19 protein-coding genes are annotated in these 21,203 nt (G+C 62.0%); 14 read left to right on the top strand and 5 right to left on the bottom strand.

Annotation, left to right across the window (positions count from 1 at the left end):
- Position 1: 1 nt before the first annotated feature.
- Together GGR20_RS06190 and GGR20_RS06185 are read right to left on the bottom strand one after the other, a co-directional pair.
- Positions 2 to 961 (bottom strand): ArsR/SmtB family transcription factor, encoded by a 960-nt coding sequence (locus tag GGR20_RS06190; RefSeq protein WP_104893824.1) that lies wholly within the window; start codon positions 959 to 961, stop codon positions 2 to 4.
- A gap of 1,900 nt (positions 962 to 2,861) precedes the next feature.
- The gene (locus GGR20_RS06185) at positions 2,862 to 3,248 is read right to left on the bottom strand and encodes a DUF302 domain-containing protein (protein WP_183310367.1); all 387 of its coding nucleotides are present in this window, start codon (positions 3,246 to 3,248) and stop codon (positions 2,862 to 2,864) included.
- 290 nt (positions 3,249 to 3,538) lie between these two features.
- Between GGR20_RS06185 and GGR20_RS06180 the strand changes: the two genes are divergently transcribed.
- The 3 genes from GGR20_RS06180 (at position 3,539) to GGR20_RS06170 (ending at position 5,314) form a co-directional block, all read left to right on the top strand.
- Positions 3,539 to 3,967, top strand: a complete 429-nt coding sequence (locus tag GGR20_RS06180; RefSeq protein WP_183310366.1) for a hypothetical protein — start codon at positions 3,539 to 3,541, stop codon at positions 3,965 to 3,967.
- 5 nt (positions 3,968 to 3,972) lie between these two features.
- Positions 3,973 to 4,209, top strand: coding sequence for a helix-turn-helix transcriptional regulator (locus GGR20_RS06175; protein WP_183310365.1), 237 nt, complete (start codon positions 3,973 to 3,975; stop codon positions 4,207 to 4,209).
- Positions 4,210 to 4,288: 79 nt separating this feature from the next.
- The gene (locus GGR20_RS06170) at positions 4,289 to 5,314 is read left to right on the top strand and encodes an NAD(P)-dependent alcohol dehydrogenase (protein ID WP_183310364.1); all 1,026 of its coding nucleotides are present in this window, start codon (positions 4,289 to 4,291) and stop codon (positions 5,312 to 5,314) included.
- Here the strand turns inward: GGR20_RS06170 and GGR20_RS06165 are convergent.
- The 3 genes from GGR20_RS06165 to GGR20_RS06155 are packed head-to-tail and all read right to left on the bottom strand — an operon-like array spanning position 5,311 to position 8,258.
- Positions 5,311 to 6,342, bottom strand: coding sequence for a histidine kinase dimerization/phosphoacceptor domain -containing protein (locus GGR20_RS06165; RefSeq protein ID WP_183310363.1), 1,032 nt, complete (start codon positions 6,340 to 6,342; stop codon positions 5,311 to 5,313). The two genes, GGR20_RS06170 and GGR20_RS06165, sit on opposite strands and share 4 nt — an antisense overlap.
- A 3-nt stretch (positions 6,343 to 6,345) precedes the next feature.
- Positions 6,346 to 6,789, bottom strand: a complete 444-nt coding sequence (locus GGR20_RS06160) for a response regulator (RefSeq protein ID WP_183310362.1) — start codon at positions 6,787 to 6,789, stop codon at positions 6,346 to 6,348.
- Positions 6,786 to 8,258, bottom strand: a complete 1,473-nt coding sequence (locus GGR20_RS06155) for a sensor histidine kinase (RefSeq protein WP_338084718.1) — start codon at positions 8,256 to 8,258, stop codon at positions 6,786 to 6,788. The genes GGR20_RS06160 and GGR20_RS06155 overlap by 4 nt, the downstream gene beginning before the upstream one ends.
- Before the next feature lie 228 nt (positions 8,259 to 8,486).
- Here GGR20_RS06155 and rsmH point away from each other — a divergent pair, with 228 nt between their 5' ends.
- From rsmH to GGR20_RS06100, 11 genes are all read left to right on the top strand, one after another.
- Positions 8,487 to 9,488, top strand: a complete 1,002-nt coding sequence (rsmH, locus tag GGR20_RS06150) for a 16S rRNA (cytosine(1402)-N(4))-methyltransferase RsmH (RefSeq protein WP_183310360.1) — start codon at positions 8,487 to 8,489, stop codon at positions 9,486 to 9,488.
- The gene (gene ftsL, locus GGR20_RS06145; protein WP_183310359.1) at positions 9,485 to 9,868 is read left to right on the top strand and encodes a cell division protein FtsL; all 384 of its coding nucleotides are present in this window, start codon (positions 9,485 to 9,487) and stop codon (positions 9,866 to 9,868) included. The genes rsmH and ftsL overlap by 4 nt, the downstream gene beginning before the upstream one ends.
- Positions 9,868 to 11,604, top strand: coding sequence for a peptidoglycan D,D-transpeptidase FtsI family protein (locus GGR20_RS06140; protein ID WP_183310358.1), 1,737 nt, complete (start codon positions 9,868 to 9,870; stop codon positions 11,602 to 11,604). Before ftsL ends, GGR20_RS06140 begins: the two co-directional genes overlap by 1 nt.
- 9 nt (positions 11,605 to 11,613) lie before the next feature.
- On the top strand, positions 11,614 to 13,050 hold the full coding sequence (locus GGR20_RS06135) for a UDP-N-acetylmuramoyl-L-alanyl-D-glutamate--2,6-diaminopimelate ligase (RefSeq protein WP_183310479.1): 1,437 nt from the start codon (positions 11,614 to 11,616) through the stop codon (positions 13,048 to 13,050).
- Between the two features lie 36 nt (positions 13,051 to 13,086).
- A complete protein-coding gene (locus tag GGR20_RS06130; RefSeq protein WP_183310357.1) occupies positions 13,087 to 14,478 on the top strand; it encodes a UDP-N-acetylmuramoyl-tripeptide--D-alanyl-D-alanine ligase in 1,392 nt (463 codons plus the stop codon).
- Between the two features lie 26 nt (positions 14,479 to 14,504).
- Positions 14,505 to 15,590 carry a phospho-N-acetylmuramoyl-pentapeptide-transferase gene (gene mraY, locus GGR20_RS06125; RefSeq protein WP_116588275.1) on the top strand — a complete coding sequence of 362 codons (1,086 nt, stop codon included), beginning with the start codon at positions 14,505 to 14,507 and terminating at the stop codon, positions 15,588 to 15,590.
- 123 nt (positions 15,591 to 15,713) lie between these two features.
- Positions 15,714 to 16,877, top strand: coding sequence for an FtsW/RodA/SpoVE family cell cycle protein (locus tag GGR20_RS06120; RefSeq protein ID WP_338084717.1), 1,164 nt, complete (start codon positions 15,714 to 15,716; stop codon positions 16,875 to 16,877).
- Complete coding sequence (murG, locus tag GGR20_RS06115; protein ID WP_183310356.1) at positions 16,874 to 17,992, top strand: undecaprenyldiphospho-muramoylpentapeptide beta-N-acetylglucosaminyltransferase; 1,119 nt, start codon at positions 16,874 to 16,876, stop codon at positions 17,990 to 17,992. The genes GGR20_RS06120 and murG overlap by 4 nt, the downstream gene beginning before the upstream one ends.
- The gene (murC, locus tag GGR20_RS06110) at positions 17,989 to 19,407 is read left to right on the top strand and encodes a UDP-N-acetylmuramate--L-alanine ligase (protein WP_183310355.1); all 1,419 of its coding nucleotides are present in this window, start codon (positions 17,989 to 17,991) and stop codon (positions 19,405 to 19,407) included. Before murG ends, murC begins: the two co-directional genes overlap by 4 nt.
- Positions 19,404 to 20,324, top strand: a complete 921-nt coding sequence (locus tag GGR20_RS06105; protein WP_183310354.1) for a D-alanine--D-alanine ligase — start codon at positions 19,404 to 19,406, stop codon at positions 20,322 to 20,324. The genes murC and GGR20_RS06105 overlap by 4 nt, the downstream gene beginning before the upstream one ends.
- A complete protein-coding gene (locus GGR20_RS06100) occupies positions 20,312 to 21,193 on the top strand; it encodes a cell division protein FtsQ/DivIB (protein WP_183310353.1) in 882 nt (293 codons plus the stop codon). The genes GGR20_RS06105 and GGR20_RS06100 overlap by 13 nt, the downstream gene beginning before the upstream one ends.
- The last annotated feature ends 10 nt before the right edge of the window (positions 21,194 to 21,203 follow it).

The raw sequence follows: 21,203 nt of genomic DNA, 5'->3' as shown, positions 1-21,203 counted from the left end.
TCTATTCCGTCTTGCTGCGGTCGCCGAGGTGCCAAAGGCACACGGTCAGGCCGCGATCCTTGCTGTCACTGGGAAATTCGCGAGCGGCGCGCACATCGAGCCCGGCCAGGGCCGCCCAGTCATTCATTTGCTCCCGCGACAGGCCGAGCCGGCGATGGGCGTGCTCGGTGCGCAGGAATTCGAGTTCATGGGGGGCAAAATCCACAATGAGGATTTCCCCGCCCGGCTTGAGCAGGCGACGGGCCTGGGCCAGCATGCGGCCCGGATCGTCGAAATAGTGCAGCACCTGGTGGATGACGATGACATCGGCCAGGCCAATGGCCGGGTCCAGTCCGCCAATATCGCCCAGGCGCACCTGGGCATGGCTGATGCCGGCGGCGGCCAGGCGCGAACGCGCCACGGCCAGCATTTCGCGGCTGGAATCGACGCCAATGCCGCGCGCATAGGCGGGGGCGAGCACTTCGAGCATGCGACCGGTGCCGGTGCCCAGATCAACCAGCAGATCGACCTTGCGCCCGCCCAGCTCAGCCAATACCGCCGCTTCCACGGCGGCCTCGGGCACATGCAGGGTTTTCAGCAAGTCCCAGCTTTCCGCGACCTTGGCGAAATAATCGGCGGCCTGGGCCTGCTGGGCGGCGCGCGCCTCGGCCTGGCGGGCCTTGTCGCGCTGGCGCTCGGGTGCATCGGGATCGACCCGCGCGGTCAACCAGCGCGCGAGATCGGCGCCTTGTCCCTCGGGCGCGAGCCGATAATAGGCCCAGGCCCCTTCGGCATGGCGCTGGACGAGACCGGCATCGGCCAGGAGCTTGAGATGGCGGGAAACGCGGGGCTGGCTCTGATCGAGGATCTCGGTGAGATCCTTGACCGAATGGTCGCCATCGGCCAGAAGCGCAAGCAGGCGCAGCCGGGTGCTTTCCCCCGCTGCCTTCAACACCCCGACCAGTTTGTTCAATCCGCTCATCACGCCCTCAGATATAAAGATATCTTTATATCTATTTCCGGCTTGAGGTCCAGCGCATTCTTGCGGGCGTGGCACCCGCCATTCGAGCCTTGTTCGCTCATGTTGCGCCACTGGCGCGATGTGCCCTTCGTTCGGACATGCCACCCGCCATTCGAGCATAGCTCTTATGGCCTTCTTGACTTGTGCGGCTCCACAGGAGCCACCCATCCGCGTCGCGGATCGTCTGCGAAGTCACCTAAAATCTCCCCACCGGGGAGATTTTGCCCTTCGGGCATGGTTCGAAGCCGCCCGGCCCTGAGGCGTCGCGGTTGCACGGTAACGAACGGCCAGTGGCCCTTCCGAAACAAGGTAGAACGAGCCACTGGCCGTTCGTCACGGAAACACGGATTTTCCACGGGTCCGGATTCAGGCGGTACCGTTATTGCAGGTCCGGCTGCCGAGCTTCTACCCGCGTAAAGAGGCGCCCCTCTTCCCGGCCTCCCCGCCCGGCCCTGCGTCGGGGCCGCGTGTGTGACGGGGATGGGAGGAGTATGGGGGAGGACTTTGGAGCGGGGATTACTTTTGTTCAGAGGTAGGTGCCGACCTATAATAGTCGCCAGCCAAATGCTCGAGATTTGCCGCAGCGACATCCCTGATCTGCGGACTGTCACCCCGGCGAAAGCCGGGGCTCATCCCGACGGCTTCCCATCGGCCCTGACAGGCGTTTAGCACGCGCGGCGCCGTCTCAGGATGGGCCCCGGGTCAAGCCCGGGGTGACAGCGGGTGACGGTGGAGAAACTAGGGTAAAACGAGAAGACGGGTTTCGACCCCTTTCGAGACACCAAAGGCTTGTTGGCTGATGCCCGATAGCAGACAAGTAATGCGGTCGGGGGCGCGTGTCCTTGACGAACGGCATGGTGGCAAAGTGAAGAGTGCGAACGAACGAGGAATTTCGGCGTTGGTCCTAAGGTACCTTGCAAGCGTCGCCGTTGGATGCGGCATTGTGGGGGTGGCGATCGGCCTAGTCGACGTGTTTGCCGGGGGGAGTACTCCGGCTTCGGCAAGCTATTTTGTCGTTATGGCAGTCATTCTTGGAACTATTCCGGGTGCGCTTCTGGCGCTTCCGGGAATGGTGGTTGGGATGTGGCTTCGACGACGTTATTCAGGGTTGGACACTGCATGGGTTTGGCTTCTTGGCTTGGCAAGTGGCCTGATTGTCTTCCTGCCGATATACTTTGTCTCGAAAGCATCCGGCTCAACATATGTGGCTATCGAGTTCAGCGCGGTTTTCATGCTCGCGGGTGCAGTGGCCGCTGTCGTATTCTCGAAGTTGGATGACATCCGGCTGTAGTACGTCCTTTGGTGCAATCGGCTCTTTGACCGGACGGCCTGCGACCCGCAGTAGCGGTCAGTCTAACGTCGACCCCATTCACGACGTGCCGAGGGTTTTGGCGCTTTCCCGAAAGCCGCTATGTAGCGTCGGAATAGTGTGCCTTGGAATGGCCGTTGGCTGGCGGGTATGGACGCTGCAGCTAGCTGCTTAAACGGTCGGATTTCCAACATGCTTGCATCTGCGTAGAAGAAGACCCCCTGACCCAAGTGCTAAGCCGAGGTTTCGGCCAGAGGATGCGATGAAGCTGTTCGACGTTGTCTATTTCTGCGCGTTCTTCGTTTTGGTGCCGCTTCCGCTGGCAATTCTGATACTGAGGTCTCTGCCTAAGGACACGGATATCAGCAAGATATCGGGCTGGTACCTTACGCACATAATACTCATCGCAATCGCTTTGCTATATCTGCCATTCCATTTGTTGAAGCTGCACTTCGGCTGGGGAACCTAAAGTCTGGATTCTGCTCATCCCGGCCAAAAGCCGCCAGTCTGCAAACCACCCCAAGCCAGCCACGAGGAACTCGTTCTCCGCCGCTAGAGCGCCTTTACGACATCGGAGAGCATGGCCTGAACTTTGCCAGCCACGGCTTGCAGTTCCGCATTGCCGATGGCCTGCATTGAGGCGACAGGGTCAATGGCGCTGACTTCGACCACGCCGTTTTCCTGCTCGCGGACGATTACGTTGCACGGCAGCATGGCGCCGACCCGGGGTTCGAGCTTTAATGCCTCGAATGCCATTTTCGGGTTGCAGGCGCCAAGGATCAGGTATCCGGGCAGGTCGGCGTCCAGCTTGGACTTCATGGTCTTCTGAACGTCTATCTCGCTCAAAACGCCGAAGCCGTTGTCGGCCAGGACCTGCTTGGTGCGCGTTACGGCGTCGGCAAATGTGGTGTCAGGCAGTTGCTTGTCGAAAGTATACACGTTCGGTCTCCTATTGGGATTGAGTGAAATGAACGCCTGGGCGGCAAGATGGATCGCGTCGGTCGCTGCAAATTCGCAAAAAAGTGCCACCAGGGCAGAGCCATCACGGCCGGGCGTAGAACGACCATCGGGCCCGACGGCACATGGCACTGCGGCTGCTTGATGCCGATCCCCATATGCTGCTGGAGCGTGGCGTTTGTCGTTTTTGCGCGACACGGTGTATGAAATAATTGACACGGTGTCTCGTTTTGCATACCTTGTGTCCAGATGATGAGACACGGATGTATGAGATGACTTCGAAGGAAATGATGGCCTGGGTGCAGTTGCTGGGCGTGGTGGTGGTGTGTGGCTGGCTGGCCTGGGATGCGTTGAATGGCGGGGCGGTGGGTACGACCGCCGCGATTGCGCAAAAGCTGCTTTGGGCGGTGGGGGCGATGGTCGGGTTCAATATCGTGGGGGCGATTATCGGGACCATTCTGGTGTCGATCGCCCAGCGCGAGGAACTCAAGGACGAGCCGGCCGATGAGCGCGACCATGCGGTGGCGGCCAGGAGCCTGCGCAATAGCGGGATCGTCACGTCGATCGTGGCGGCGCTGGCGCTAATTCCGCTGGCGCTGGGGGTTGATGCCAATCTGGCGATCTATGCGCTGTTCGTGGCGCCGGTGATCGGCGGGACGATCAATGCGGCCTCCGAACTCTACTATTACCGGACGATGTGAGCGTTATGGGCAAGGGACAGGCCAATGTCAGCAATTCCATCCGCACGCTGCGCTTTCATGCCGGGGAAATGACCCAGGCGGCGCTGGCCAAGCAGGTGGGCGTGACGCGCCAGACCATCGTGGCCATCGAGCAGGGGCGCTATTCACCTTCGCTGGAGGTGGCGTTCCGGATTGCCCATGCGTTCGGGGTGCCGCTGGACGAGGTGTTCCAATGGACCCCGCCGGGGCCGGACGCCGACTGAGCTGAACTGAACTGACGACGAGAAATTTTGAGCACGCGGCAGAGCGCCGCGCGGACCAACACGCATGGAGAACGGACCAATGAAAGTTGCTGCACAACAACGTTATGGTGGACCTGACGTGATCGAAATTGTCGAGCGCCCCAAGCCGATGCCGGGGCCGGGCGAGGTGTTGGTGGAGGTGCGTGCGAGCACGGTGACGCTAGCCGATTGCGCCTTCCGCAAGGCCGAGCCGTTCATCGTGCGGCTCTTCGGCGGGTTGTTCCGGCCCAAGCTCGATGTGTTGGGAGACGATATCGCCGGGGTGGTGGTGGCCATCGGGGCAGGGGTGAGCCGGTTTGCCGTCGGGGACCGGGTGCATGGCTGCACCGGGGCGGCGCTGGGGGGCATGGCGGAATATGTGTGCGTCAAGGAAACCGCGGCGCTGGTGAAAGTGCCCGAGGGGGTGGACCTCATTCCGCTCGGTGGCATGAGCTATTCCTATCTCACGGCGATGCCTTTCATTCGGGACGAGGGCAGGGTGAAGCCGGGCGACCATGTGCTGATCAATGGCGCAGCGAGCAGCGTGGGGGCAATCGCGCTGCAACTGGCCAAGCATTTTGGCGCCGAGGTGACGGCGGTGGCGTCGGGGCGGCATCGGGCGCTGCTGGAGCGGCTGGGGGCAGATCATGTCATCGACCGCCAGGTGGCCGATTTCACGGCGGCGCGCGGCGCCTATGATGTGGTGTTCGATGCCGTGGGGAAATCGAGCTTTGCGCAGGCTGCGCCGACGTTGAAGCCGGGCGGGATTTATCTGACCACCGTGCCGAGCTGGGGGATTTTCGGGCTGATGCTGAGCGGCGGGCAGCGGGGCGGCAAGCGCGGCAAGCTGGCGACGACGGGGCTCAGGTCAGACGGCGACAAGCTCAAGGATTTGCATGTGCTCAACCGGCTATTGGAGCAGGGGGCGATCAGGGCGGTGACCGACCGGGTGTTTCCGCTGCACAAAATCGTCGAGGCGCATCGCTATGTCGAGCGGGAGGTGAAAGCAGGTGATGTGGTGGTGACCATGCCGGTGGCGCAGGGACCATTGTTGCTGGCGGCCACGGCGGCAAGTGTGGGCGCCTAGCCTTCGAAGCTGACCTTGACCTGGGTGCCGGGACCATCGCCATAGGCGACGCTGGCATTGAGGCTGACGGCCATGGCCTTGACGATGCGACTGCCAAGGCCGGTGCCCTGCGGCTTGCCGCTGCCGTTCCAGCCGATGCCGTCATCCTCGACCACCAGATGCACCTGGCTGCCGTCGCGGCGCATGGCAATGCGCACTTCGCCCGGCTCGCTGTCGGCATAGGCATATTTGAGGGCGTTGGTGACCAGCTCGGTGACGATCACGCCGAGAGAAGCCACCTTTTCGGTGGGGAGGGGGAAGCCTTCGACATCGACGCGGATGCTGGCGGTGCTGCCTTCGGCCTGCAGGGAATTTTCCAGCTCGCCGATCAGGCTGTTGATGTACTCGCCCATCTGGACAGTGCGCACGTCGTCGGAGGTGTAGAGGTGGCGGTGTACGCCAGCGATGGCCTGGATCCGCATCTGGGTTTCAGCCAGGGCGCGTTTGGCCTCGGGATCCTCGACGGCGTTGGCTTGCAGGCCGACCAGGGCCGCGACCATGGCCAGCGAATTGCCGACGCGGTGATTGACTTCGCCGAGCAGCATTTCGGCGCGGTCGCGGGCCTCTTCAGTTTCGCGCTCGGCCTTGGCCTTGGCGCGGGTGAGGCGCACATGCTCGATGGCGTGGTCGATTGCCGCCAGGAGCAGGGGCATGAAGTCTTCCGAGCCCGATTTGGGCACGAAATCGGTGGCGCCGGCCTTGAGCGCGTTGACGGCGATCGCCATTTCCGAGGAGCCAGTGACATAGACGGTGGCCGGATGATCCTCCAGGCCCTCCATGCCGGCGAGGACTTCGAGGCCGGTGCCGGTGGGCAGATAGTGGTCGAGCGCGACGACATCGATGCCGCCCTGGCGGATCATGTCGAGGCCCTCTTCGCCGGACTGGGCGTGCGAAAAGATGTAGCCGCGCCGCTGCATGGCCTTTTCAACCAGGCGGATCAGGCCCGGATCGTCATCGATATAGAGTACGTGCGGCGTGCGGTTCGGCATCGTCTATTCTGCTTCGGGGACCTGCATCACGGAGAAGAACAGGCCGAGCTGCTTGATGGCGTTGGCGAAGCCCTCATAATCCACCGGCTTGGTGATGTAGACGTTGGCGCCGAGGTCATAGCAGCGCTGAATTTCGCCCTGGTCATCGGTGGTGGTGAGCACCACGACCGGCGAGCGCCTGGTGTGCTCGTTGCTCTTGACCTTTTCGAGAATGTCGATGCCGGTCATGTCGGGCAGGTTGAGGTCGAGCAGCACCAGCAATTGACGGCCCTTGTTGACGAGGCCCGACCCGTCCGGTCCCATCAGATAGGCGAGCGCGTCAGTGCCGTTGCCAAAGGGCACGATCTCGTTGGCGACGCCGGCGCGCCGGATGTTCTTTTCGATGAGCCGGGCGTGGCCTTCATCGTCCTCGACCATGATGATGGTGACGGGCCGTGCATTGTTCATGCGCCTAGTCTCCCCAGAAAGCCGCGGGAATCGCGCGGCAGATTGATGATGAATGTGGTGCCCTCGCCCAGTTGCGAGGTCAATGTTACATCGCCGCCTAAGCTGCGCACCATGGTGCGGACATGAGCCAGACCGATGCCTTCTCCTGGATTCTTCTGAGAACCTGAGCGGCGGAACAGCTCGAAGACGCGCTCGTGATCGGTATCAGCAATTCCCCGGCCATTATCTTGTATCTCGATCACCACGCGATTGCCTGGGACATGCCGGGCGCGAATAATAACCCGCAAGGGGCGCTCGGGTTCCTGGTACTTGACGGCATTGTCCAGCATGTTGCCCAGAATCTGCTCGAGCGAGAGGCGGTCGGTTATCAGCTGGCCGACGCGAATATCGGTCTCGATGGTGCCGTCGCTTTCGGCCACCTGGTGGTGAACGGCGGCGGCGGTGGCCTCCACGAGATCGGCGAGTTCGACCGGCTCGGGTTTGAGCTGGCGGCGGCCTTCGCGGGAAATCTTGAGGATGGCGTTGATCAGCCCGTCCATCTTGCGCGTGGCGGCACGGATAAAGGTGAGGGCCTCGGGCAGGTCCTCGGTGGCAGCGAGGCGGGCCTGGCTGGAAACCGGATCATTTTCGTCAGCTTCCTGGCCCTCCATATAGGCCTTGACCTCATCGATGCTGGTTTCGAGCTCGGCGGTAAACCCCATGATGTTCACTAGCGGAGCGCGCAGATCGTGGGTGACGATGTAGGCGAAGCGCTGGATTTCCTCATTGGCCTTGCCTAGGTCGACGGTGCGCTCGCGCACGCGCTCTTCAAGTCCGGCGTTGGCTTCCTCGACTGCCTTGCGGGCATTGGCCAGTGCCTGGGTGTAGCTCAGGACTGCCCATATGGCGCCAGCGATCACTGCGAAGATGGCGAGTGCGCCGACAATGGACACGATACGCAGCAGGTTGGCAGTATCGCGCTGATCCTTGACGCCGCTCTCGATCCGTTGGTCTGCTGCCTCGATCAGCATCTCGAAGAATGTTCGGGCCCGCTCCATGGCCTGGTTGCCAGCATCGGTGCCGACAATCTCGATGGCCTGGTCGCGCTGGCCCGCGGCGACCAAATCGATGGTTCGGTTCAATTCGGACAGTTTGAAGTCGATATCGGTGTGAAGCTGGGCCAGTGGTTCAGCGGCCTGTGGATATGGGGCCAAAACGGCGTCGAGACGCGCCCGTGCCTCCGCAATGAGGGGTTGGGCGTCATTATAAGGGTCAAGATAAATCGGGTCGCCGGTGATGACATAGCCGCGCTGGCTGGTCTCGGCGTCCTGCAAGAGGGCGCGCAGGTCTACGGCTGCGCCGCGTGCTTCACGTGCTTCCACGACTTCATTGAAATAGATCTGGGTCCGCTCAACCAGCCAAAGCGTGGTGCCCACGATGCCCATAAGCGCCAGCAGGCCAACGAGCAGCAGCGCAGCAGTGGACCGCACAAATGTTTTGCTGGTGATCGGCATAACGTTCCCGGAGTGGCTTTTCCCTACATCGCGCGAAGTGGCGCACAGGGCAATATGCATAAATTAAGTCCGGGCGAAATTTGTGAGCAATCACAGGCCTCAACGACAGCGCGAATGGGAAACAGAATCTTAAGCGTCGCCGTGCAAGATCGGCCAACAGTTTAAGTAACCGGTCTGTGGCGACCGGAGTGGAGTATAGCGGATATGGGCAAGCCTTCCCTGCCCGAAACCGAAGAGCCGGGTGGTCCGCATGTGCCCGTGCTGCTTGCGGAGGTGCTGGCGGCGCTGGAGCCGGTGGCGGGCCGCCGCATCGTCGATGGCACCTTCGGCGCAGGGGGCTATTCGCGGGCCATGCTGGAAGCCGGTGCCGAGGTGATAGGTATTGATCGCGATCCTTCGGTCGCGCCGCATGTCGACGCGCTCAAGGCCGATTTTCCGGATCGCTTCACCTTTGTTGCCGGTACATTTTCCGAGCTGGATACGCTTGTTGCCCAGCTCGATCCGGTGGACGCGGTGGTGCTCGATATCGGCGTTTCCTCGATGCAGCTCGACCAGGCGGAACGCGGTTTCTCCTTCATGCGGGAGGGCCCGCTTGACATGCGTATGAGCAAGTCGGGAACCAGTGCGGCGGACCTGGTCAATGAGCTGGAGGCCGAGCAACTGGCCAATCTGCTCTATGCTTATGGCGAGGAGCGCAAGTCGCGCCGCATTGCCCAGTTCATCGTGGCGGCGCGGCAGGAGACGCCGATCACCACTACGCTGGAGCTGGCGCGTATCATCGAAAAGGCCATTGGCCGCAAGCCCGGCGATGCCCACCCGGCGACGCGCTCGTTTCAGGCCCTGCGTATTGCGGTCAATGGTGAGTTCGACCAATTGGTCGAAGGGTTGTTCGCCGCCGAGCGGTTGCTTGCCGAAGGCGGGCGGCTGGCCGTGGTCAGCTTTCATTCGCTTGAGGATCGTATCGTCAAACGCTTCTTTGATCCCGACAAGGGTGGGCCGACGGCCTCGCGTCATCTGCCTCAGGTCGAGATGGCGCCGCGCCGCTGGCAACCAGTGTCCAAGGCGGTCAAATCAGGCAAGAGCGAACTGGCTCGCAATCCGCGTGCCCGGTCGGCTGTGTTGCGCAGCGGTGTGCGCACCAGCGAGGCCGCGCGCGCCGTCGATCTTTCCGGGCTGGGTGTTCCTCGAATCAGGGGCGCCGCATGATCCGCAATCTCAATATCTTCTTGTTGGTCGTGTCGGTGGTGATGCTGGCCGGTGTCTATGCGCTGAAGTTTTCCATCGAGGGGACAGCGTCCGAACGCACGGCGCTGGCGGCCCAGATTGAAGATCAGGAAGGGCAGCTTTCTCTGCTTAAAGCCGATTGGGCGGTGCTGAACCAGCCGGGCCATATCGATCCTATCATTAAGCGTCATCAGGATGAGCTCGCGATCATTCCGGTGCAGCAGGAGCAGTTCGGCGCCTTTACGGCGCTGCCAATGCGCCCGGCCAAACCCGATACTGCGGCGATGGATGCCCTGTTTTCTGCCATTTCCGCGGGCATCGATCCCATTGACGCCATTCTCGAGATGGAGGGCATTGAATAATGGCTGCCATCACTGAAGGCCATGTGCAGACCATCGCCATTGACGGTGCGCGCAAGCAGCGGGGGAACCTGACGCAGGCGCGTATTCGCTGGATGGTACTTGCTGTCGTGTTGGGCCTGGGGCTGGTCGGTGGCCGGCTGGTGCAGTTGGGCCTGGCCGAAACCGACCAGAGCATCGAGGGGCAGACGCGCGATGCCATCACAGCGACTCGGCCGCCAATCCTGGATCGGAACGGGCTGGAAATGGCGGTCGATATCCGCGTTCCCTCGCTGTATGCCGAACCGCGCCGGATTATCGATGTGGAAGAGGCGGTGCGTGAGTTGCGCACCGTGTTGCCCGATATCGACGAAGACTGGCTGCGCGACAGGCTGACCGGTGATCAGGGCTTTGTCTGGGTCAAGCGCGAGCTGACCCCGGCCATCCAGGAGGCGGTGATGCGCCTCGGCATCCCCGGTATCGACTTCATCACCGAATCCAAGCGCTTCTATCCCGGGATGAATGAAGCCGCGCATATCCTGGGTTCTACCAATGTGGACAATCAGGGCATTGCCGGCATCGAGCGGCACATGGACAGTGAATCGGTGGCGCTGCTGCAGGAACTCGGGCTGGCCCGCGGCAATGCACTGACACCGGTGGAGCTCAGCGTCGACATGCGCGTGCAGCATGTGCTGCATGAGCAGTTGATGGATGCAATGACCCGCTATCAGGCCATCGCGGCGGCCGGTGTCATGCTGGACATCTACACCGGCGAAGTGATTGCGCTCGCCTCGGTGCCGGACTTCAATCCCAACGAGCCTGCCACGGCACTGGTCAAGGACACGTTCAACCGGATCACCTCGGGTATTTTCGAGCCGGGTTCGATCTTCAAGACGGTCACCATGGCGGGGGCCCTCGATAGCGGCGCGGTGAGCATCACGGACGAGTTCGATGCGCGCTATGGCATTCGATTCGGCCGCTATACGATCGACGACTTTCACGGTAAGCACCGCATTCTGGCGCTGCCCGAGGTCTATAAATACTCGTCCAATATCGGCACGATCCGCATCATGCAGGCAATGGGCAAAGACAATTACCGGGCCTTCCTGTCTCGCATGAAATTCGATGAACGCGTGGAGTTCGAATTGCCCGAAATGCGCGTGCCGACAGTACCGGACAGTTTTTCCGAGGTGGGCGCGGCGACAGCCTCATTCGGTCACGGTCTTTCGGTGTCACCGCTGCACATGGCCACCGCTTATGCGGCCTTTGTGAATGGCGGCAACTACATTGCACCCACGCTTTACAAGCGCGATATCGCCGAGGCCGAGCCGCTTTATGAACGGGTGCTGCGCCCAGAGACCAGCGGCTATCTGCGCTATCTGATGCGCTTGAATGCAATTTCGACGGGCGGTTCGGGTTCGAAGATGAACATGACGGCGCAGGGCTATCGCGTTGGCGGCAAGACCGGCACGGCGGAGAAGGTGGTGGATGGGCGCTATTCATCCAGCAAGGTCACCAATTTTTTCGCCTCGGCATTTCCGCTCGACAATCCTCGCTATGCCATGGTGATCCTGGTGGACGAACCCACGGCGGAAAACGCCCAATCGGGCACGACGGCCGGCTGGAATGCCGGCATGTTGACGGGCCGCGTTGTTCAGCGCGTCGCTCCCATGCTCGGAATTGCCCCGGACTTCAGCGAAGCGGTCGATCAGCAGATCGTGCCTGCGGAAGTCAGACAACTCTATCCAGAAGGATTCTGATCGGTGTCTATCAGCGTAACCCAGTTGCTCGAAGGGTCCGGCGCCCGTCCCAAAAAGGGTCTCGGCGCGGTCTTCGGGCTGAATTCGGATAGCCGCCGGATCGAACCGGGCGATATCTTTTTTGCACTGCCGGGCGCCAAGGTGCATGGCAATCAATTCGTGGCAGATGCGGTCCAGCGTGGCGCGCTGGCTGTCGTGACCGATACCGCCCCGCCGGGTGACCCCGGTGTGCCGGTGATCATCGTCAAGGATGTGCGGGCCTCTTATGCGCGGGCGGCCAGCCGGGTGTTCGAACCGCAGCCGGAAATCCTGGTGGCGGTGACGGGCACCAATGGCAAGACTTCCGTTGCCTCCTTCGTGCGCCAGATCTGGGATCACGCCGGGGTGCCTGGCGCCAGCATTGGTACGCTGGGCATCGAGACTTCCAAGCGCGTTATCGAGGGTGCGCTGACCACGCCGGATTCGCGCACGCTGCATCAGGCGATGCGGGCGCTCAAGGCGCAGGGGATCGACCATGTGGCGCTCGAGGCCTCAAGCCATGGGCTGGACCAGCATCGGCTGGACGGCGTGCATTTCGAGGCGGTGGCTTTCACCAATCTCAGCCGCGATCACCTCGACTATCACCAGGACATGGACGAATACCGCAACGCCAAATTGCGGCTGTTCACCGACTTGCTGGTGGACGGGGGCGCGGCCGTCGTCAATGTCGATGATCCCGAGCATGAGCAGTTCATGTTCGCTGCACTCTCGGCCAGCGCGACGCTGCTGACGGTGGGCCGCGAAGGCGCCTACATGGAAATTCTCTCGATCGAGCCCGAGGGTTATGGCCAGCGCGTGGTCGTGCGCCATATCGGCGAGAAGGTGAACTTCCATCTCAAGCTCCCCGGAGAATTTCAGGTGTCCAACGCGCTGGTTGCGGCGGCGCTGGCGATGTCGGCGGGCGTGGACAAGGCCGATGCCTTTGCGGCATTGCCGGAGCTAGTGGGCGCGCGCGGTCGACTGGAGCTGGTGGCAGAGTATAATGGCGCGGCGATTTTCGTGGATTACTCGCACAAGCCCGAAGCGCTGCGCGTGGCGCTGCAGACCCTGCGTCCCTATGCCAAGAACAAGCTGCAGGTGGTGTTTGGCTGCGGCGGGGATCGCGACAAGGGCAAGCGCCCTCAAATGGGCGAAATTGCCAGCGAGCTTGCCGATGTGGTGATTGTTACGGATGACAATCCTCGCACCGAGGACCCGGCCGCGATCCGCGCCGAAGTCCTCGCCGGAGCCAAGGGGGCGATCGAAATTGCCGACCGCAAGCAGGCCATTGAAGATGCTGTCAAATCGCTCAAACCGGGCGACGTGCTGCTGGTGGCCGGCAAGGGGCATGAGACCTATCAGATCGTGGGTACCACCAAGTCGCATTTCTCGGACCATGAAGTGGTCTTGGCGGCGATCAAGGGGTGATGCCGGTTTCGTTCCAGGCGCGATGCGGCACATGACATGACACCACCACTGTTTACTCTCGATGCTGTTCTGGCGGCCACCGGTGGCGAAGCGACCATGGTGTCGGCCAGGGAAATCAACTCGATCTCCATCGACTCGCGTGAGCTGGGGGCCGACGCGCTGTTTGTAGCGATCAAGGGCGACCGGTTTGACGGACATGACTTCGTCGATAAAGCGCTTGAGAATGGTGCGGTTGCGGCGCTGGTCAGCCGCGGCGAGGGGGATGGCCGGATTGTCGTGCCCGACGCGCTGGGCGGATTGCGCGATCTGGCAATTGCTGCGCGCGAACGCAGCCGGGCATTTGTCGTCGGTGTGACGGGAAGCGTGGGCAAGACAACCACGAAGGAAGCCCTGCGGCTGGTGTTCGAAGCGGCGGGGAAAACCCATGCTTCGATCAAGAGCTTCAACAATCACTGGGGTGTGCCGCTGATGCTGGCGCGGATGCCCGAAACGGCGCAGTTTGGCGTGTTCGAAATGGGCATGAACGCACCCGACGAGATCCGGCCATTGAGCCAATTGGTGCGGCCGCATGTGGCGGTGATTACCAATATTGCGCCGGCGCATCTGGAGAGGCTGGGCAGTCTCGACAACATCGCGCGGGCCAAGGCCGAGATTTTCGAGGGTCTGGAGCCGGGCGGCACGGCGGTTCTCAATGCCGACCATCCGCAGATCAATCTGCTGCTCGAACTCGCGGCGGCGGCCGATGTCGGGCGTATTGTGACCTATGGGTTTGCGCGGGGCGTCGACTGGCAGATCACGGCGCCGGAAATGGCTGCGGACCGCAGTTTCGCGACAATTGTGCATGGCGATGAGAGCCATGCGTTGAGGCTGGGCGTGACCGGGCGGCACATGTTGTCCAATGCGACGGCGGCGCTGGCGGTGGCGTATCTGGCCGGGATTGAAGCGAACACGGCATTGCGCGCACTGGCCGGGTTCGGTGCGCAACCAGGGCGCGGGCAGCGCGTGATGCTTGGGCCGGAAGACAAGCCGCTGCTGCTGATCGATGAGAGCTACAACGCCAATACCGCCTCGATGGGAGCGGCGTTGGAGGTGTTTTCGACGCTGGAGGCGCCGGGGGGGCGCAAGATCGCGGTGCTCGGGGACATGCTGGAGCTGGGCGAAGCGGGCGCGGCGATGCATGCCGGGCTGGTCGACGCTGTACACAATAGCGGGGCGGAGCGGGTGCATCTGGTGGGCAAAAGCATGGCGGCACTCGCCGCTGCCCTGCCAAGGGCCCTGTTGGCCAGCCATCATGGCTCGGTCGAAGAAGGCCTGGACGTGATCATGGCCGACCTTGCCTATGGCGACGCAGTTATGGTCAAAGGGTCCAACGGCGTAGGCCTGTCGCGCGTCGTCACCGAAATCAAATCGCGATTCGCGCGCAGCTGATACACCCGAAAGTGTAGTAGACAAGAATGCTCTATTTCCTTGGCCAATTGGGTGAGCAGTTCGCCGCCTTCAATGTGTTCCGCTATATCACCTTCCGCACGGCGGGCGCGGTGGTAACGGCCCTGTTCTTTGTCTTCATGTTTGGGCCGGGGATGATTGCGCTGCTGCGTGTCAAGCAGGGGCGCGGCCAGCCGATCCGTGAGGATGGTCCGGCCGGGCATTTGCTGACCAAGAAGGGCACGCCCACAATGGGCGGTCTGATGATCCTGTCGGGCGCGGTGATCTCGACCTTGCTGTGGTCGAACCTGACCAATGGCTATGTCTGGGTGGTGCTGTTCGTCACCATCGGGTTCGGCGCCATCGGGTTTTACGACGACTATCTCAAGGTCAAGCGGATGAGCCATACCGGCTTTGGCTCCAAGCAGCGGCTCATACTCGAAGCGCTGATCGGGGGCATTGCAGCCTTCTTCATCTCGCAACTGGCCTCGGGGTCGTACGGAACCTCGCTGCTGTTTCCCTTCGTCAAGGATCTGGCGCTCAATCTTGGCTATTTCTACATTCTGTTTGGCGGCTTCGTCGTCGTCGCGGCCGGCAACTCGGTCAATCTGACCGATGGTCTGGATGGCCTGGCGATTGTGCCGGTGATGGTGGCAGCGGCCTGTTTCGGGTTGATCGCCTATCTCGTCGGATCACAGACCTATGCCGACTATCTGCTGCTTAATGGTGTGCCGGGAACGGCTGAACTTGCTGTGGTCTGCGGGGCGCTGATCGGGGCGGGTCTTGGCTTTTTGTGGTTCAATGCACCACCGGCACAGATCTTTATGGGCGATACCGGTTCGCTGGCCCTGGGCGGGGCGCTGGGCACCATTGCCGTGGCGACCAAGCATGAGATCGTGCTGGCGATCATTGGCGGGCTGTTCGTGCTCGAAACCGTTTCGGTGATCGTGCAGGTGACCTCATTCCGGCTGACCGGCAAACGAGTGTTCCGCATGGCGCCGATCCATCACCATTTCGAGCATCTGGGCTGGACCGAGAGCCAGGTGGTGATCCGGTTCTGGATCATTTCCTTCGTGCTGGCGCTGATCGGGCTGTCGAGTTTGAAACTGCGCTGACGCCGGCTCGCCGCGACACAATAGCCACGCATTGGATTCGCAAAACGCAAAGGCTTTGGCAAATCGGTAACCAACTGGTTGATACACTCGATACAATTCGTATTGCGTAGCCCGGTTTTCCCGATGATGTTCTCCCGCGCCGAAAAAACGCCCCTGGCCGAGTGGTGGTGGTCGATTGACCGCGAACTGCTCGGGGCGCTCATCATGCTGCTCGCCGTGGGCATGGTGCTCAGTTTCGGCGCCAGCCCGGCGGTGGCCGAGCGTATCGGCCTGGATGAATGGCATTTCGTGATCCGCCACGCATTCTTCTGCCTGCTGGCTGTGCCGGTGATGCTGGCGACGTCTCTTCTGGGCCATCGTCAGGCCCGTTTCGTGGCGCTGGGCACGCTGGTGGCGATGACTATTCTGCTCTGGGCGACGCTGCATTTCGGGACCGAGGTCAAGGGCGCCAAGCGCTGGATTTCCCTTGCGGGCTGGACGGTGCAGCCGACTGAATTCGTGAAACCTGCCTTTGCCGTAATCGGAGCCTGGCTGTTTTCCGAGTATATGATCCACCGCAATGTTCCTGGGCGCGCGATTGCCACGCTGATCATGGGGCTGCTCGTTGGCGCGCTGTTGCTGCAGCCCGACCTGGGGCAAACGGCGCTGGTGATGGCGACCTGGGCGGTGTTGCTGTTTTTCTCGGGTATTTCCTGGTGGGTGATCGTCGGGCTTGGTGGGGTGGCCGGGGGATTGCTTGTCGGCGGCTATGCGTTTTTTCCGCACTTTGCGCGCCGCATCGACTCCTTCATCAACCCGGAAGAGGGCAATACCTACCAGGTGGACCGGGCGTTGCAGTCGCTGATGGAGGGCGGTTGGTTTGGGCGGGGGCCGGGTGAATCCGTGGCCAACCGGCTCATCCCGGACGCCCATGCCGACTTCGTGTTTTCGGCAGCGGCCGGGGAATTCGGCATCGTGTTCTGCATGGGGCTGGTTGGTCTGATCGGTTTCATCGCCATTCGCGCCATGCTGGCGGCGCAGCGCCAGGCGAGCCTGTTCGCAAGGCTGGCCGCTTCGACCCTGGCAGCGCAGTTCGCAATGCAATCGGGCATCAACTTGGCGGTGAACCTCAATCTGATGCCAGCCAAGGGCATGACGCTGCCATTCGTGTCCTATGGCGGCACCTCGATGATCGCCGTGGCCTTCGGCATGGGGTTGATGCTGGCGCTGACGCGGACCAAGCCTGAGGAGCGCATGGTGACCGGCCTTCCCACCTACCGCAGCGCCGTGGTAGCTCCCGCCGAATGAAAACATTTGTACTTATTGCCGGCGGCACGGGCGGCCATCTGTTTCCGGCCATGGCCCTGGCGCAGGAGTTGATCCGGCGCGGCCACGCGGTCGAATTGATGACCGACCACAGGGTGGAGAGCTACGGCGCAGATTTTCCGGCCCGGCGCATCCATATCGTGCCGGCAGCCACACCGTCGGGCCGCAATCCGCTCAAGCTGATCGGGGCAGGCATGACCATTCTGCGCGGGATCGGTACGGCTTGGAACGTGTTGCGCAAGCTGCGCCCCGATGCGGTGATCGGCTTTGGGGGCTATCCGACATTTCCGCCCTTCGTCGCGGCCAATTTATTGGGCATTCCCGGCGTGTTGCATGAACAGAACGCGGTGATGGGACGGGCCAATCGGGCGCTGGCCCGGTTTGCCGATGTCCTGGCAATGAGCTTTCCAGTGACACGTTTTGCCGAAAACCAGACGCTGGAAAAGGTTGTGACCGGCAATCCCGTACGTGATCGCGTGCGGCCCTTGGCGGGCAAGCCTTATCCGGGGCTGAACCAGAAGGGGACCATTCGCCTGGTGGTGACCGGCGGCAGCCAGGGGGCGCGGGCCTTGTCCGAGATCGTTCCGGCGGCCATTGCGCTGTTGCCCGATGATCTGCGGCATCGGTTGCATATCCTGCAGCAGGCACGGGCCGAGGATATCGAGCGGGTGGCAGAGAGCTATCGGCAATCGCGCACCAGTGTGGAATTGGCAAGTTTCATTACCGACCTACCCGAGCGGATCGCCGATGCCCATCTGGTGATCGGGCGCGCAGGGGCTTCCACGGTGACCGAGCTTTGCGTCATCGGGCGTCCGGCTATTCTCATTCCGCTGCCGGGTGCGCTGGATTCGGACCAGAAGCACAATGCGCTGTTCCTGCAAGAGGGCGGCGGCGGCTGGGTGGCTGAACAGGCCACGCTTTCACCGCAATCGCTTGCCACTCGACTGCAGGATTTGTTGACTGATCCGGATACGCTGACAGGCGCGGCTGCTGCTGCTCGCGCGCTGGGGCAACCCCGCGCGGTCGAAAAACTGGCTGACATCGCAGAGATGCTGGCGGGCAAACATAGCCGGATCGAAGGGAGACCCACACCATGAAGATGCCCCGCAATATCGGGCCGGTTCATTTCATCGGCATTGGCGGCATCGGCATGAGCGGTATCGCCGAAATCCTGCACAACCAGGGTTACGTGGTGCAGGGCTCGGACCTGACGCTCAATCCCAATGTGCAGCGCTTGCGCGACATGGGGATTACAGTGGAGATCGGCCAGAGCGGCGACAATCTGGGCAAGGCCGAGGTGGTCGTGGTGTCGTCCGCGATCAAAAAGGATAATCCCGAATTGATGGCGGCGCGGGCGCGGGCACTGCCAGTGGTGCGCCGGGCCGAAATGCTGGCCGAAATCATGCGCTTCAAGACCGCCATCGCCATTGGCGGCACGCATGGCAAGACCACGACAACGACGCTGGTGGCGACTTTGCTCGATGCGGGCAATCTCGATCCAACTGTGATCAATGGCGGCATTATCAACGCCTATGGCACCAATGCGCGGCTGGGCGGCGGTGAGTGGATGGTTGTCGAAGCTGATGAAAGCGATGGCACTTTCGTCAAGCTGCCGGCCGATGTGGCGGTGGTGACCAATATCGATGCCGAGCATCTGGATCACTATGGCAGCTTCGAAGGTGTGAAGAAGGCCTTTCGCCAGTTTGTGGAGAATGTGCCATTCTATGGCTTTGCGGTGATGTGCCTGGATCACCCTGAGGTGCAGGCGCTGGTGGGCGATATTCGCGACCGCCGGGTCATCACCTATGGCCTGAACCCGCAGGCCGATGTGCGGCTGACTGATCTTGAGAACCGTGACGGGGTGCAACATTTCTCCGTCGAGATCCGGGATCGCATCCGCCAGACGCAGCTGCGCATCGACGGGCTGGAACTGCCTATGCCAGGGATACACAACGCGCTTAACGCGACGGCTGCCATTGCTGTGGCCGATCAGTTGCATGTGCCGGCCGAGGCGATCCGCAAGGGGTTACGCGAATTTACCGGCGTGAAGCGGCGCTTCACCAAGACTGGCGAAGTGGGCGGGGTGACCGTGATCGATGACTATGGGCATCATCCGGTGGAAATCTCTGCCGCGCTCAGGGCTGCGCGGCAATCGGCGCGGCGCGATGTGATCGCGGTGGTGCAGCCGCATCGCTATAGCCGGGTGCATGATCTGTTCGATGATTTCGCGGCCTGTTTCAACGACGCCGACACGGTCATCGTGGCGCCGATCTATGCGGCTGGTGAACAGCCGATGCCGGGGGTGACGCATGAGGAACTGGTCAACCGCATCCGGGCGCGCGGGCATCGCGATGCACGGGTAATCGACCGGCCCGAAGCGCTGGCGCCGCTCCTGACTTCGCGGGTCGAGGAGGGGGATTACGTGGTCTGTCTCGGTGCGGGTAATATCACGCAATGGGCCGCGGCCCTGCCGGGCGAACTTGAAGCACTGATGGGGGCGGATGCCCCATGAGCAAGCATGTCGCTGTCCTGATGGGCGGGTGGTCCAATGAGCGGCCCGTTTCGCTGAGTTCGGGGACAGAATGCGCGGCGGCTTTGCGGCGGGCGGGCTATCGGGTGACCGAGGTCGATGTCGGGCGCGACATTGCCAATGTCCTGGCGGAGCTTAAGCCCGATGTAGCCTTCAATGCGCTGCACGGCCCGTTTGGCGAAAGCGGGATGATCCAAGGGCTGCTCGAACTCATGCAGATCCCCTATACCCATTCGGGCGTACTGGCTTCGGCGCTGGCGATGGACAAGCATCAGGCCAAGATCATGCTCAAGTCCGCCGGGGTGCCGGTGACCGATCATGTGATCGTGCCCCGTGCCGATGCGGGCAAGGCGCATGTGATGCCGCCGCCCTATGTGATCAAGCCCATTGCCGATGGCTCGAGCTTTGGCGTCTTCATTGTCAAAGGTGACACTAGTCATCCGCCGCAGGAGATCCTGCGCGAGGACTGGAACTCGGGCGAAGAGGTGATGGTGGAGCGCTATATCCCCGGGCGCGAGCTGACATGCTCGGTGATGGGCGACGTGGCGCTCGGGGTCACCGAGATCGTCACCGAACTGAACTTCTACAATTTCGAGGCGAAATACGCCGAAGGCGGTTCTGTCCACGTCATTCCGGCCGATCTGAAACCGAAAATTTACGACAAAGTGCAGAAGATGGCATTGGCCGCCCATGCGGCTCTCGGCTGCCGCGGCGTGACCCGTTCCGATTTCCGGTACAACGATGCGGCGGGCGAAGATGGCGAACTGGTCTGTCTGGAAATCAACACCCAGCCGGGCATGACGCCGACCTCACTGGTGCCCGAGCAGGCGGCTCACGCCGGGCATTCCTACGAAGAGCTGGTCGCCTGGATGGTGGAGGACGCGAGTTGCAACAGGTAAAAAGCGAGACCCTTCTCGCCGGCGCTCGGGTGGTGGACCCCCGCGCGCTGCCTGTTCTTATCCATCGTCCGCGCCACAAACTTGCCAACCATATCAATCGTGCCCTGGTGTTGCATGGCGGACTGATCCGTCGAGGTGCGATGATCGCCATGGTGCTCGCAGCCGGTTTTGCCCTTTTTCAAATGCGGGAACCAATCGGACAGCTGGGCAATACGCTGGGCGGCATCGCCCAGGGTAATTTTGCCCAAGCGGGTCTCGCGATTGGCGAAATCTCGATTTCGGGTCAGACCCTGACCGCCGAGCAGGACATTTTCGATGCGCTGGGCATCCAGCCGCATACGTCCACACTGGGTTTCGATGTCGAAGCGGCCCGGCAGCGCGTGGCGGAACTGCCTGCCGTTGAAGAGGTCATCGTGCGCAAGACCTATCCGGGTGATGTCGATGTGCTCATTACCGAAAAGGCCCCTGTGGCGCGTTGGGCCGTGGATGGCGTCACCTTTCTGATCGACGGGCGCGGCGAGCAGATCGCCGAAGCCTCTCCGGCTTACTCGGGCCTGCCGCTGGTGATCGGGGATGGCGCGGCGGACGATGCGCTGGTGATGATCCGGGCGCTCAATGGATTTCCGCTGCTGCAGGACGGGTTGGTGGCTCTCTCGCGCATTGCCGACCGGCGGTGGGACATGATTTTTGACACGGGCCTGAGGGTGCAATTGCCGGAGCAGGGTGTGGCACAGGCGATGGCGCGCCTGGTGACTTATCAGCAGGACTACCAGCTTCTCGATCGCGACGTATCGGTGATCGATCTGCGCGTCGACAGCGTGGTTGCCGTGCGCCCCAACAAGACAGACGAAGACACCGACAAATCATGATGAGCGATGC

The sequence above is a fragment of the Devosia subaequoris genome, from assembly GCF_014197055.1.
GTDB lineage: Bacteria > Pseudomonadota > Alphaproteobacteria > Rhizobiales > Devosiaceae > Devosia > Devosia subaequoris.
The sequence above is the reverse complement of the archived record's forward strand: the minus strand, read 5'-3'. Positions and strand labels throughout refer to the sequence as shown.